Origin of the sequence: Marinobacter segnicrescens (assembly GCF_900111555.1) — a bacterium.
In the GTDB taxonomy this organism is placed as follows: Bacteria; Pseudomonadota; Gammaproteobacteria; order Pseudomonadales; family Oleiphilaceae; genus Marinobacter; species Marinobacter segnicrescens.
On sequence record NZ_FOHZ01000027.1, the window covers coordinates 1 to 13,766 of the forward strand.

Sequence of the window (13,766 nt, forward strand, 5' to 3'; positions counted from 1 at the left end):
TGATCCCGGAAGACCTCACCGTAAAGGCAATCCTGCTTGACGTACTTCACGCCAGCTTCCACCTTGCCCTTGCTCTCCGGGTCATAACCTTCGCAGGCATGGATCCGGAACCCGGCCGTGGTGGCATACTCGTGGAACCGTTGGTTGAGGGTCAGCTCCCGGTACTGTTCGTTGATGACCACCAGCTTGGTCTGATCGTAGACGCATTCCTCCGGCAGGCCACCGAAGTAACGCAGGGCTTCGTTATGGAGTTGGATAAAGGTCTGGGTATCCAGTGGGCGGAAGGCCAGACCCACGTACATCAACCGCGAGTAGGACAGCACGAACACCACGAAGTGCAGCGTGCGCTCTTCGCCACCAATCAGCACGCCGCGCAATTCACCGGGATCCACCTGGCACTGAACGCCGGGCATGTCGTCCAAAATGGGCTCGTAATAGCGAATCTGTGCCGAGGCGACTTCCTCCTTGAGCGTCCGGACGTAGCGGCGAATGGAGCGATCTGAGGCCGGCAGGTCCCCGACCTTTGCCTGAAGCTTACGGGCAACCTTGACGGCGCTGAGCTTGGGGAATTCTTTGAGCAGATGAATCAGGTAATCCCGGTGATCATCGAGACGTTTGGTACGTGAGGAATCTTCTATCTGTTCTGAAATCGCATTCTCATCCATCCGCAAATACTTGCGAACGGTATTGCGGGACAACCCCAGTTCCTGACTGATGGCGCGGATCGACAACCCTTTGCCGTTATCGTGCAGTGCCTTGATCTTGTGTATCACAACCCACTCCTTCACTGACATGCCCCCGGCCATCGATAAAAGCCGGGGACAGTAGCTGGTTCTGTGGCCTGACGGCCACTCGGAGGTGGGTCAAAATTAATGGCCAGTAGTGGGTCATTTTAATTGGCCATTAACAGCGCAGGAGTAGGTCATGCTCTTATCCAGCCAGAGCTGATAAAAATCGTTGCCTAAGTCGTAGTGCTCATGGACGTTTTCACGGCTGCGCTTAACCGTATTGGAAAACAACCGATGCTTGAACCAATGCCATAACCTGAGCCCCACGCTAGAGCGTAAAGCGCGGTCAAAAACGACTATGTTCACCGTGACAAGGCGCATTAGGGCAAGCAAATTGGGCGTGGACCATTTGCCTGCCATGTAGTCTTCTCCCAGTCCCACATCACCGTGGGTGATCAGACGATCAATGACATGCCACTGCAGGATTGTCATTTCTGCATGTACACCGTCTTGCTTCCCTTCATGGCACGTCTTTTCTCCATCTGGCCATGTAAGTGATAACGAGCCGAACTGAAGAGATCTCAGCGCCTTTCGAAAAAGATTGAGCTGAATGATGCTGCTTTTCCCCGCAGGCCTTTTTTGAGGCTCAAGGTGCATGCTTGCCGAGAAAGATTCGTTGCTCATGCCTTTCTCTCCTCAGAGTGTTCCTAGAAAACATGTTTCCAGTAAATTCAGTAACCGGCAAGTGCATGCGTCATCAATTTTAGGACATTGTTTCTAATTTGATCGAGATCAAGGTGTGCTCTGTTTCGGTCCGGTAATTCAGTTTGAATTCAGGCAGATGTGGTTGACTTGCGTCAGGAAATGCCATGCCCGGGCCTGAAGCAATGCAAAGGCAGCTGGTACAGCAGCAGACTGGAGAGGTCTTTATGGAATGGTTGGCGGAAAACTGGTTCTCGGTGCTTATTGGCATCGTTTTCGTGGGCATGCATATGTTCGGTCACGGAGGACATGGTGGTCACGGCGGGGGCGGGCATGGTGGACATAGTGCGCCGGACAAGTCGGAAAACGACCCGGACAGACGTTCTGGCCATCGGCATTAACGGAGGACGGAACATGCTTGACACAAGACTGGTTACCTGGGCGTTGGGCCTCTTTGCGGCGGTCACCTTCATCGTTTGCGTGATCTATGGACTGGTGACGCCGCAAAGCCTGCACATGCACACGTTTCTCGAGCAGGTGCTGCCGGCGTTCAAGTGGCTGACCTGGTGGGGATTTCTGCTCGGATTGATTGAGAGTTTTCTATATGGCGCTTATGTCGGGCTGGTGTTCTGCCCGATCTTCAATTGGCTTCATCGCCATCTCGGTGTCGGGCGCGCGTCGGGCTGACGAAAGCTCCGGTCTGCAAATAAGGAAAGGGAAACAAGGAATGAAAAATACCGTTGTGGAGATCCACGGTTTGCTATCGGTACTGAGTGCCCGGGGCGTTGAGAAACAGCTATTGAGATTGCCCGGCGTCAAGAAGGCCGAGGTCAACTATGTGGCCGGCAGCGCGACCGTCACCTATGACGAGGCGACGGTGGACCTTGAGGCTATCAAGGCCCGGATACACGAGTGCGGCTATCACTGTTCCGGAGAACAGTTGCCCAGGCACGTTTGCGACCCGGGGGACCCGCCGACCGAAGCCGGGGCTGTGTCCACGCCCGTCCACGATGGCCATGCCTCCCACACCGGCCACGACGATACGGCGCATCCTGCTGAACACGGCGAACATACCGGCGCCAAGGACGAGATGGCCCACGAGATGGGCCACGGCGGCAGCATGGACATGCAGGCAATGGTGCGCGACATGCGCAACCGTTTCTGGGTCTGCCTGATCTTCAGCCTCCCGATTTTCATTTATTCGCCCATGGGTGGGATGTTCGAACCACCGGTGCCACCCTTCGGGCTGCGGCTAGACCTATGGTTGCTATTACTGGCAAGCATCGCCGTGCTCTGGCCAAGCTGGCCGTTCTTTGTTGCCGCCTGGCGCGCGCTGAAAAACGGCGTGCTCAACATGGCTGTGCTGGTCGTTCTCTCGGTGGGTACTGGCTACCTGTTCAGCGTCGGTTCCACGCTCTTTTTCCCGGGTGTGCAGTTTTTCGAGGCGGTGGCGGTGCTGCTGGTGTTCATCCTGCTCGGCCATTGGCTGGAGATGCGCGCCCGTGCCGGTGCCTCCGACGCCATCCGCTCGCTGATGGATCTCGCGCCGCCCAAGGCCACGGTGTTGCGTGATGGCCAGGAACGGGAGGTTCCCACCGCTGAGGTTCTGAAGGACGACATCGTCGTGATCCGCCCCGGCAATAAGATTCCGGTGGACGGCGAGGTTCTAGAGGGCGAGTCCCAGGTGGATGAGTCCATGCTCACTGGCGAGTCCATGCCGGTGGAAAAAAAGCCCGGCGATAAGGTGATCGGGGCCACCATTAACAAGAGCGGCAGCTTCAGGTATCGCGCCACCAAGGTGGGTTCCGACACCGCGTTAGCGCAGATCGTCAAGCTGGTGCAGGAGGCGCAGAACTCCAAGGCCCCGGCGCAGCTGCTGGCGGACAAAGCGTCACAGTGGCTGGTGGTGATTGCCATCGTGATCGGCCTGCTCACCTTCGCCGTCTGGTTCTGGTGGATCGGCCAAAGCCTGCTGCTTGCCGTGACCCTGACTATCACCGTGTTCGTGATCGCCTGTCCGGATGCCCTCGGCCTTGCCACGCCCATGGCGGTGATGGTGGGCACCGGCCTCGGTGCCAGGAACGGCATCTTGTTCAAGAATGCCTCTGCACTTGAGGATGCCACCCGGCTGGATATTGTGGTCTTCGACAAGACCGGCACCCTGACCATGGGCGAGCCGCAGGTGGTCGAGGTGGTCGTGGTGGCGGGCAGCACCGAGGAGGCGGTCCTCGCACTGGCGGGGACGGTGGAGCAGGGCTCGGACCATCCTCTGGCCCAGGCGATACAAAGTAAGGCCGAAGGCTTGCAGCTTGATCCGCTGACCGGCTTCACCAACATCGAGGGCAAGGGCGCGCGGGCGGAGATTGGCGGCAAGACCGTGCTGCTCGGCAACCGCCGGCTGATGGACGAAGAGAAGGTCGACATGGCGAGCCTGAAGGACGAGGCCGCGCGTCTGCAGAGTGCGGGTCAGACCGTGGTGCACGTCGCCCAGGACGGGAAGCTGGTCGGCCTTATCGCCATTGCCGATGCGCCGCGCCCCACCGCTACTGCAATGGTCAAAAAGATGCGTGAACGCGGGGTGGAGGTGGCGATGCTCACCGGCGACAACCAGGCCACCGCCGAGCGCATCGCCCGGGAACTCGGCATTGAGATGGTGATCGCCGATGTCCTTCCGGGGCAGAAAGCAGACAAGATCAAGGAGCTCCAGGCTCAGGGCAAGAAGGTTGGCATGGTGGGCGACGGTGTCAATGACGCCCCGGCACTGACCCAGGCGGAGGTGGGTTTCGCCATCGGTGCCGGCACTGATGTGGCCATTGAGAGCGCTGACGTGGTGCTGATGAAGAGCGACCCCTACGATGTGCTGGGAGCCATCGAGCTGTCGCGCGCTACCCTGCGCAAGATGCACCAGAACCTGTTCTGGGCGGTGGGCTATAACGTCATCGCCTTTCCCGCGGCGGCAGGCGTGTTCTATCCGTTGGTGATAAGCCCAGAAGTAGCGGCGCTCGCAATGTCTGGAAGCTCCGCTCTTGTTGCGGTAAATGCACTCCTGCTAAAGCGAACCCGACTGGACGGCTTAGGGTAGACGAACGCAGAACACGGATAAAACATCCTCCGAACATTAAATTGTGAGCCCCAAACGAGATAGCCGAAACATAGTTGCTGGCACGCAAAAGGAAGACTGACATGACCAAAGAAAACAGATCTCTGGACTCTGAGGAGCAGGATCTCGCAACACGATTTCCAACCGCCTACACCATTCTGTTTCTGCTGATCATTCTGGTTTCAGCGCTAACCTGGATTATCCCTGCAGGTCAGTACGAGCGCTCCATGAACGAAGGGGTGGGGCGGGAAGTTGCGGTGCCTGGCACCTATCAAACCGTGGACCCCAACCCCCAGGGCTTCGTTGATGTGATGCTGGCACCCACGGCAGGCTTTTACGACCCGGACAGTTACGCGGCCAACGCGATTGACGTGGCCCTGTTCGTGCTGTTTCTCGGTGGCTTTCTCGGAGTAATGAACGCCACCGGGGCCATCGACACAGGCATCCGCAGTGCCATGCACAGACTGGAAGGGCGCGAAATATGGATGATCCCGATACTGATGACGCTGTTTGCACTGGGGGGTACAACCTACGGCATGGCTGAGGAGACCCTGGCTTTCTATGCCATTCTGATTCCGGTCATTATCTCGGCGGGGTATGACGCCGTCACCGGGGTTGCCATCATTCTGGTGGGGGCCGGTATTGGTGTGCTGGGGTCAACGATCAACCCCTTTGCAACAGTCATTGCCTCCAACGCTGCCGATATTCCCTTTACGGACGGCATTGTGCTTCGGTTTGTGCTGCTTGTAGGTGGCCTCATCATTTGTGCGGCGTACGTTATGCGCTATGCACGGCGGGTCAAAGCCGATCCATCCCGCTCCGTGGTCGCTAAACAGAGAGATGCTCACCGCAAGCTGTTCCTTCAGGGCCACGATGAGCTGGAAGATTTCGAACTCACCGGCACCCAGAAAATTGCCCTGATCATTTTCACACTGACGTTCATCGTGATGATCTGGGGTGTTTCCTCCCAGGGCTGGTGGATGGCCAGAATGGGCGCGCTCTTCTTTGGTTCGGCCATCGTGATCGGCATCATCGCCCGGCTGGGTGAGAAAAAGCTGACCAGCAGTTTTGTTGACGGTGCCCGCGATTTGCTGGGTGTGGCGCTCGTCGTCGGGCTGGCCCGTGGCATTGTGGTGATTATGGAACAGGGCATGATTGCCGACACCATCCTGCACAGCGCCGAGACCACCCTGGGAGGCTTGCCGGAGCTGGCATTTATCAACCTGATGTTCTGGATCGAAGTGGGTATGAGCTTCTTCGTGCCTTCCTCATCCGGCCTGGCGGTACTCTCCATGCCGATCCTTGCGCCGCTGGCGGACTTTGCCAACGTGGGGCGTGACCTGGTGGTTACTGCCTTCCAGTCAGCCAACGGCCTGGTCAACCTGATCAACCCGACCTTTGCCGTGGTGGTGGGCGGTCTGGCCATCGGCCGTGTTTCCTACGATCGATGGCTGGCGTTTATCTGGCCATTGCTACTGATTCTCACAATTTTTATCAGTGTGGTGATCAGTATTGGCGCGTTTCTGTAACCCTTTCTATAACCCCATGCAAAGGAGCATGCGACATGGCTGAGTACACACTTGGTGTTCACTCTGAAACCGGTACCCTGCGGCAGGTCATCGTCTGCCGCCCAGGGCTTGCCCACCGGAGACTGACCCCGTCGAACTGCGATGCACTGCTGTTTGATGATGTCTTCTGGGTCAAGCAGGCCCAGAAGGACCACGACGTCTTCGCCGGGATCATGCGCGCCCGGGGCGTGGAGGTGCTGGACGTTAACGAACTGCTGGCGGACACCCTCGATATCCCGGAGGCGCGGGCCTGGATTCTGGATAACCGGATCACCTGGAACCATATCGGGGTGGGTATGGTGTCTGATCTCCGCGCCTGGATGGATGAGCTACCTGGCCAGCCCCTGGCAGAGTTCCTCATCGGCGGACTGGAAGTGGGCGACCTGCCTTTCGATCCCGCCGGACTGTTTGGCAATCACCTGGGGCCTCACGGGTTTGTGCTGCCGCCGCTGCCGAACTTCCTGTTCACCCGTGACAACAGCGCCTGGATCTATGGCGGTGTCACCCTCAACCCGATGTACTGGGCTGCGCGCAAACCGGAGACGCTACTGATGAGCGCAATCTACCGGTTCCACCCGAAGTTCGCCGGCAAGGTGAACGTGCATTGGGGCGACCCGCTTGCAGATCATGCGCTGGCGACCCTGGAAGGGGGCGACATCATGCCGGTGGGTAATGGCGCCGTGCTGGTGGGGATGGGGGAACGATCCTCCCCGCAAGCCATCGGCCAGCTGGCCAGGGCGCTGTTTGCCAACGGCACGGCAGACAGGGTGATCGCCTGCCAGATTCCCAAGACCCGTTCAGCCATGCACCTGGATACGGTGTTTACCTTCTGTGGCGGCAACGTAGTCACCACGTTCAAGGAAGTCGCCGATGAAATGGTTTGCTACGACCTGCGTCCGGGAGAAGGCGACAAGCACCTGTCGTTTTTCCAGGACAGTCGCCCGCTGTTTGATGTTGTTGCGGAGGTCCTTGGTTACCCGTCGCTGGAAGTGGTCGCCACTGGTGGCGAGACCCCTGCCGAACGGGAGCGGGAACAGTGGAACGATGGCAATAACGTGTTGGCACTGAGCCCGGGCGTCGTTATCGGTTACGACCGCAACGACGATACCAATGCCGCCCTGGAAGCGGCCGGCATAGAGGTACTGGCCATACCCGGCGCGGAACTGGGCCGGGGCCGGGGTGGTGGGCGCTGCATGAGCTGCCCGACAATACGAGATGCAGTCTGACAAGGAAGGAGCAGAACCATGGCTTTTAATCTCAAGAACCGACATTTCCTGACCCTGAGGGGCTTTACGCCCCGGGAAATCAGTTTTTTGCTCAAGCTTTCCGCCGACCTGAAAACCGCCAAGTACGCCGGCACCGAAGTGCCAATGCTGCAGGGCAAGGACATAGCGCTGATCTTCGAGAAGAACTCCACCCGGACCCGGGTCGGGTTTGAGGTCGCAGCGTTTGATCAGGGCGCCCGGGTCACCTATCTAGGCCCGACGGGCACCCATATCGGACACAAGGAATCAGTGAAGGACACGGCACGGGTGCTGGGGCGCGTATACGACGCCATCGAATACCGGGGCTTCGGCCAGGCGGTTGTCGAGGAGCTGGCGAAGTACGCCGGCGTGCCCGTATACAACGGCTTGACCAATGAATTCCACCCCACCCAGATACTGGCAGACTTCCTGACCATGCAGGAAAACGTGGAAAAGCCACTGCGGGACGTGGCGTTTGTGTTCATTGGCGACGCCGCCAATAACATGGGCGACAGCCTGCTGATTGGTGGCGCCAAGATGGGAATGGACGTACGTCTGTGCGCTCCCAAAGCCTGCTGGCCCAGCGAAGCGATTCGGAAGGAAGCGCAGACCATTGCCACTGGAACCGGCGCCCGGATCATGATCACGGAGGACATTGATGCCGCGGTTGCCGGGGTTGATTTTGTCTACACCGACGTGTGGGTGTCCATGGGCGAGGCCAAGGAAAAGTGGGCAGAGCGGATCAAACTCTTGCAGCCCTACCAGGTCAATGCTGCCCTGATGGAGAAAACCGGCAACCCCCGCGCAAGGTTCATGCACTGCCTGCCGGCCTTCCATAACACCGAGACTACCGTGGGCAAGGAAATACAGTCTGAGTTTGGCATTAATGCGATGGAAGTCACTGAAGACGTCTTTGAAAGCCCCGCCTCCATCGTGTTTGATCAGGCGGAGAACCGGATGCACACCATCAAGGCCGTGCTCGTTGCCACTCTTGGAAGCTGAGACAAGGAGATCGACATGCTTGTGGTAGCAGCACTTGGAGGCAATGCCCTGTTGCGGCGAGGGGAACCCCTGACCGCCGCGGCGCAGCGGGCCAACGTGAAGATTGCAGCCCAATCTCTGGCCGACATCGTCCGCGCAGGCCACCAGCTGGTGGTCACTCACGGTAATGGTCCGCAGGTAGGCCTGCTGGCGCTTCAGGGCGCCGCCTATAAGCCGGACGAAGCCTACCCCCTGGATGTATTGGGCGCGGAAACCGAAGGCATGATCGGCTACATCATCGAGCAGGAACTGGAAAATGCCCTGGATCATGACCGGCCAGTAGCAACCCTGCTGACCCAGGTTCTGGTGGACAAGGACGACCCCGCCTTTAAAAAGCCGACAAAATTTGTCGGGCCGGTGTATGACAAGGAAGAAGCGGAGACCAAAGCCGAAGCCGCTGGCTGGCACATTGCCCAGGATGGCGACAGGTGGCGGCGGGTAGTGCCCTCGCCCAAACCCCTGGAAATTCCCGATATGCGGGTGCTCCAACTGCTGCTGGAACAGGGTGTTGTGGTGATCTGTGCCGGAGGCGGCGGTATCCCCATTCTTCGCCGGGACGATGGCAGCATGATCGGGATCGAAGCCGTCATCGACAAGGATGCCGCCAGCGCACTACTGGCCAGCCAATTGGGTGCAGACGCTTTGCTGCTCCTTACCGATGTGGATGCCATATACCGTAACTTCGGCAAAGACACCGCCGCCCCCATCCATGAGCTGACGCTCGATGAGGCCCGCAAGCTGGACCTTCCCGCAGGCTCCATGGGTCCGAAAATAGCTGCTGCGGGAAATTTTGTCGAAAGTGGGGGTGTCAGTGGTATTGGTAAGCTGGAAGACGCGCTTGCCATTTTGACTCGTGATGCAGGCACGCGAATCCTTCCCGCTGTTTAGCCCTTAATTGCCAAAGTGGAAAGTTTGATGCGTATCAATTCCTCATTATAGAGAGGCTCTTTTTTCATCTTTTGTTGGATTTTTTCAGCATGAATTCAGGCTCATGAGTTTTAGTGGTAGGTAATGGCTGTCTGCTGGCGTAATTGGCAAAACGAAACAACATAAGGGAAAGGGAAGATGGATATTAAAACCTTCGGAGAACTTATTAACTGGACACGGGACCTGCATGCTCATCTTGCAAGATGCCTGTCCCACTGCGCCACTAAGAATGAAGAAGCGCGAGCACAAGCGTTGCTGGACTATTTGGCGACCCATGAATCGGAAATGGAACGTATTGTGAACGAGTTCAAGTCGCAGGGCGATTCCAAAGTGTTGGAGACAAGGGTCTACGACTACCTGTCTCACCATCCCATTAAGACCCACAGAACCTGCGATGAGCCATACGCACAGCTGGATTTTGAGGGCATATGCAGAGAAGTATTCGATTTCCATGATCAGATAGAGGACCTTTATCGCACCATGGCCGACAAAGCCGAAATTCCCGAGGCGAAAGAATTACTGCAGTCGTTGCTAACCATGGAAGAGAACGAAGCTATGCGATTGGCCAGGCAGATAGGGCGTATGAACGACCTCTGATCAGGACACTGAAAATCTTTCTCCGGTGCAGTAAAAGGGTGTTGATATATGGCGGGGTCTTCCGGTCAGTTGCGGGTTTTCAAGATGGGTATCAATACTCATCAGGAACCTGTTGTCTACATGCGTGATGATTGTGATGTCTGCCTTTCAGAAGGATTCTCCGCCAGTTCCAGGGTGGGAATTTCCTCGCAGGGACGTTCCATCATCGCAACTCTCAATATTTCGTCTGATGAAACGGTTCCCAAAGGGTATGCGGGGCTTTCAGATATCGCCATAGAGCGGCTCGGGGTGGCTCAGTCTGACCTGGTTTCAGTACATCATGCGCCCTATATCGAATCCTTGAGTCTGGTTCGTCGGAAAGTATTCGGACACAGCTTGCTTCCGGCTGAGATGGCCCGCATTGTCTCCGATATCTCCGCACACAAATACAGCGATGTCGAAATAGCCTGTTTCCTGAGCGCTTGTGCGGGTGGCAGATTAGGTTTCGATGAGATTGTTGCTTTGACCCAGGCGATGGTGAATTGCGGACAACAGCTCGATTGGCCAGGCGTGGATCGTGTGTTCGACAAACACTGTGTTGGAGGCCTGCCGGGCAACCGGACCACGCCGCTGGTTGTGTCGATCGTCAGCGCAGCAGGCTTAGTAATGCCTAAAACCTCCTCCCGTGCCATCACCTCACCGGCGGGAACAGCGGACACCATGGAAGCGCTGACCAATGTGAGGCTTGGGCTGAACGAGATTCGCCGTGTGGTCAGAGAAACCGGTGCCTGTCTCGCCTGGGGTGGGGCGATGAACCTCAGCCCGGCTGATGACCTGTTGATTCGCATCGAGAGAGCGCTGGACCTTGATGGTGAGGGCCAGCTCGTGGCCTCGGTGCTGTCCAAGAAGATTGCTGCCGGTTCCACCCATGCGGTGATTGACATTCCGGTGGGGGAGACGGCCAAGGTTCGAACGCCCGGCGATGCCGACCGGCTGGCCTCTCTTTTCACAAGCGTTGGGGCGGCCTGTGGGCTGAAGGTACGCTGCATCGCGACAGACGGCAGCAAGCCGGTTGGTGCAGGGATTGGGCCGACAGAGGAGGCCCGTGATGTTTTGGCCGTGTTGCAGGGAAAGCGGGGTGCGCCGGAGGATCTACGGAGCCGCGCCATCTTGCTGGCTGGCCATTTATTCGATCTGGCCGATGGTCTTGGCGTGAAAGAGGGGATGATCAAAGCAGAGCGATTACTTCAAGACGGCTCTGCCTGGGAGCAGTTCAAGCGCATAACAAAGGCTCAGGGGGGACTGAAGAGCTTAGGTGAAGCCCGTTTTAGGCGCCCAGTTCTGTGCTCGGAATCCGGAACAATCGTGTCTATCGACAATCGTCGGCTTGCCCGTGTCGCCAAGCTGGCAGGCGCACCTGCCAGCTCTACCGCAGGGCTGCGGCTACTGGCGACCGTCGGTGATAGAGTCACTAAGGGAGAGCCTCTCTATGAATTGCTCAGTGACAGTCCGGGGCAGCAGGATTATGCGCTGGCGTTTAACGATATGGGGCCGGCAATCTTCACTGTAAAGCGAGAGGAATGATTGTGGACATTACTGAAGAAAGTGTGTTGTTCAGCCTTGCTCCCCATCCATTACGGGAAAAACTTTGTGATCGGCTCAATCTGGAGCCGGGAAGTTTGGAGGTGCGGAGGTTCCCTGATGGTGAGTCCTACTTACGTGTGCTCACATCAGTCAAAGGTGCGAACTGCGTAATATTGGCCGACCTAACGCATCCAGACACCAAATACCTTGCTCTCCTGTTTCTCTTTGAAACTCTCCGGGAACTCGGTGCCAGGTCGATTGGGTTGGTGGCGCCCTATCTTTGCTATATGCGCCAGGATCGACGCTTCGAAGAAGGGGAGGCGGTCACCTCCAGGGTGTTTGCCCAGTCTTTGTCTTTACATATCGACTGGCTGATCACTGTTGATCCACATTTGCACAGGTACCAGTCTCTTGACGAAATCTACAGCATACCCACGCAAGTTGTTCAGGGAGCACCGGCGCTGGCGGATTGGCTACGGGGGCAAAACGGTCTGTTGCTGGTAGGTCCGGACGCGGAAAGTGAGCAATGGGTATCAAGTATCGCGCAGGCCAGTAACCATCCTTATGTCATTGGCACCAAGCAGCGTCTGGGTGACCGGCGCGTTGAAGTCACCTTGCCGGATATCTCGGCGTATAACGGCCGGAAAGCCGTCATCATTGATGACGTTATTTCCAGCGGACGCACCATTGGCGAGTGTGTCAGGGCACTTAAGGCGCAAGGCACGGAGGCCATCCTGTGTGCGGCGGTGCATGGCATTTTTGCGGAGGCCTCGGACACCTACCTTCTGGGTACCGGCCTGCAGACGCTGGTGACCACCAACACGGTTCCACACAGCAGCAATGAGATCGATGTCAGCGAGTTGCTGGTGCCGCCGGTCAGGCATTTTCTCAATCAGGTGGAGGGTGAGCGCCGATGAACATTACATTTCTGGGTGGCACGGAAACCGTGACCGGCTCCAAGTTCCTGGTTGAAACCGGCCAGACACGTGTATTGGTCGATTGCGGCCTGTTTCAGGGGTACAAGTGGCTGAGAAAGCGCAACCGGCAACCGTTGCCGCTCGATATTGCCTCGCTGGATGCCGTGCTTCTGACCCATGCCCATCTGGATCATTCAGGCTACATCCCCGTGTTGTACAAGCAGGGCTTCCGGGGGGCGGTTTATACCCATCATGCCACCCGAGAGCTATGCAGCATATTGCTGGCCGATAGCGGCCATCTTCAGGAAGAGGAGGCACATTACCTCGGCCGCCATAAGCTGAGCAGGCATGAGAATCCGGAGCCCCTGTATGATCAGGAGGATGCAGAAGCCTGCATGGAGCTGTTTCAGTCGGTGGACTTTCACCAAGTGATCCAGCTCGGTGATATACGCTTTCATCTGCGACCGGTCGGGCACATTCTCGGGGCGGCCTGTGTCATCATCGAGGCGGAAGGTAAATGCGTCGGTTTTTCCGGCGATGTGGGCCGCCTCAATGATATTTTCATGAGGCCACCTGCGCCTCTGCCAGCTCTGGACATGCTGATGCTGGAGTCAACGTATGGCAATCGTCGCCACGACGATGCGGACCCGTTGTCGCAGTTGGCAGACATCGTTAATGAAACCGTCGACAAAGGGGGCAATATACTGATTCCGGCCTTTGCCGTGGGCAGAGCGCAGGTCTTGCAGCATATGCTCACCGACCTGATGAAGGCGGGACGAATTCCAAGGTTGCCAGTTTATCTGGATAGCCCCATGGCGATTGATGTTTCTGAGATTTACTGCCGCTACGAAGATCAGCATCGGTTGAGCAGTTCAGAATGCCACGAAATGTGCAGCACCGTTCATTATAGCCGCAGCGTCCAGGACTCCAAGGCGCTGGCTGATCAGGCCTACCCGCACGTAATTATTGCAGGCAGCGGTATGGCAACGGGCGGTCGCATTCTTCATCACTTCAAACGTCTCCTCGGCCAGCACCGTACAACCGTTATCTTTGCCGGTTATCAGGCAGGGGGGACACGAGGCGCCAAAATGGTTGATGGAGCGGAAAGGATCAAGATCCACGGCGACTGGATTCCGGTCAAGGCCCGGCTGGAGGTGTTGAGTGGGCTTTCCGGACATGGAGATTTCACAGAGATCGAACAGTGGCTGGCTCAAAGTGACTTAGCCCCCGAAACGCCGATCAACTTGATTCATGGAGACCCTGATGCGCTGGAGGCCATGAAGGATCACTTGCGTCAGAACACCCGGTTTGAGGTGGAGGTGGCAAGCTACCAATCCATTTTGCGTCTTTGACGATGCCCTGACGGCCATCTTCGAGGG

At 57.4% G+C, this 13,766-nt stretch carries 13 protein-coding genes; 11 read left to right on the forward strand and 2 right to left on the reverse strand.

Going from position 1 to position 13,766, the window contains the following annotated elements; genetic code table 11:
* The coding region (gene istA, locus BM036_RS16825; RefSeq protein WP_143066637.1) for an IS21 family transposase at window positions 1–773 on the reverse strand (773 nt) is incomplete at its 3' end.
* A gap of 114 nt (window positions 774–887) precedes the next feature.
* On the reverse strand, window positions 888–1,412 hold the full coding sequence (locus BM036_RS20455) for a class I SAM-dependent methyltransferase (protein WP_091854500.1): 525 nt from the start codon (window positions 1,410–1,412) through the stop codon (window positions 888–890).
* A 185-nt stretch (window positions 1,413–1,597) separates the two neighbouring features.
* On the opposite strand from BM036_RS20455, the gene BM036_RS16835 reads away from it, so the two are divergent.
* The 11 genes from BM036_RS16835 (at window position 1,598) to BM036_RS16885 (ending at window position 13,739) form a co-directional block, all read left to right on the forward strand.
* Entirely contained in the window at window positions 1,598–1,831 is a 234-nt protein-coding gene (locus BM036_RS16835; RefSeq protein ID WP_227548934.1) for a hypothetical protein, read from the forward strand.
* A 13-nt stretch (window positions 1,832–1,844) separates the two neighbouring features.
* Window positions 1,845–2,117 carry a DUF5676 family membrane protein gene (locus BM036_RS16840; protein ID WP_091854502.1) on the forward strand — a complete coding sequence of 91 codons (273 nt, stop codon included), beginning with the start codon at window positions 1,845–1,847 and terminating at the stop codon, window positions 2,115–2,117.
* A gap of 40 nt (window positions 2,118–2,157) precedes the next feature.
* Window positions 2,158–4,512: a heavy metal translocating P-type ATPase gene (locus BM036_RS16845; RefSeq protein WP_091854504.1), complete on the forward strand. Its 2,355-nt coding sequence runs from the start codon at window positions 2,158–2,160 to the stop codon at window positions 4,510–4,512.
* 101 nt (window positions 4,513–4,613) lie between these two features.
* Window positions 4,614–6,059, forward strand: coding sequence for a YfcC family protein (locus BM036_RS16850; protein ID WP_091854505.1), 1,446 nt, complete (start codon window positions 4,614–4,616; stop codon window positions 6,057–6,059).
* Between the two features lie 35 nt (window positions 6,060–6,094).
* The gene (locus BM036_RS16855) at window positions 6,095–7,324 is read left to right on the forward strand and encodes an arginine deiminase (protein ID WP_091854507.1); all 1,230 of its coding nucleotides are present in this window, start codon (window positions 6,095–6,097) and stop codon (window positions 7,322–7,324) included.
* A gap of 18 nt (window positions 7,325–7,342) precedes the next feature.
* A complete protein-coding gene (gene argF, locus BM036_RS16860) occupies window positions 7,343–8,344 on the forward strand; it encodes an ornithine carbamoyltransferase (protein WP_091854508.1) in 1,002 nt (333 codons plus the stop codon).
* Between the two features lie 15 nt (window positions 8,345–8,359).
* Entirely contained in the window at window positions 8,360–9,271 is a 912-nt protein-coding gene (gene arcC, locus BM036_RS16865) for a carbamate kinase (RefSeq protein ID WP_091854510.1), read from the forward strand.
* Between the two features lie 177 nt (window positions 9,272–9,448).
* On the forward strand, window positions 9,449–9,907 hold the full coding sequence (locus BM036_RS16870) for an ATPase (RefSeq protein WP_091854512.1): 459 nt from the start codon (window positions 9,449–9,451) through the stop codon (window positions 9,905–9,907).
* 48 nt (window positions 9,908–9,955) lie between these two features.
* Window positions 9,956–11,470 (forward strand): thymidine phosphorylase family protein, encoded by a 1,515-nt coding sequence (locus BM036_RS16875; RefSeq protein ID WP_091854514.1) that lies wholly within the window; start codon window positions 9,956–9,958, stop codon window positions 11,468–11,470.
* Entirely contained in the window at window positions 11,467–12,387 is a 921-nt protein-coding gene (locus tag BM036_RS16880) for a ribose-phosphate diphosphokinase (RefSeq protein WP_091854517.1), read from the forward strand. Before BM036_RS16875 ends, BM036_RS16880 begins: the two co-directional genes overlap by 4 nt.
* The gene (locus BM036_RS16885; protein WP_091854519.1) at window positions 12,384–13,739 is read left to right on the forward strand and encodes an MBL fold metallo-hydrolase RNA specificity domain-containing protein; all 1,356 of its coding nucleotides are present in this window, start codon (window positions 12,384–12,386) and stop codon (window positions 13,737–13,739) included. The genes BM036_RS16880 and BM036_RS16885 overlap by 4 nt, the downstream gene beginning before the upstream one ends.
* The last annotated feature ends 27 nt before the right edge of the window (window positions 13,740–13,766 follow it).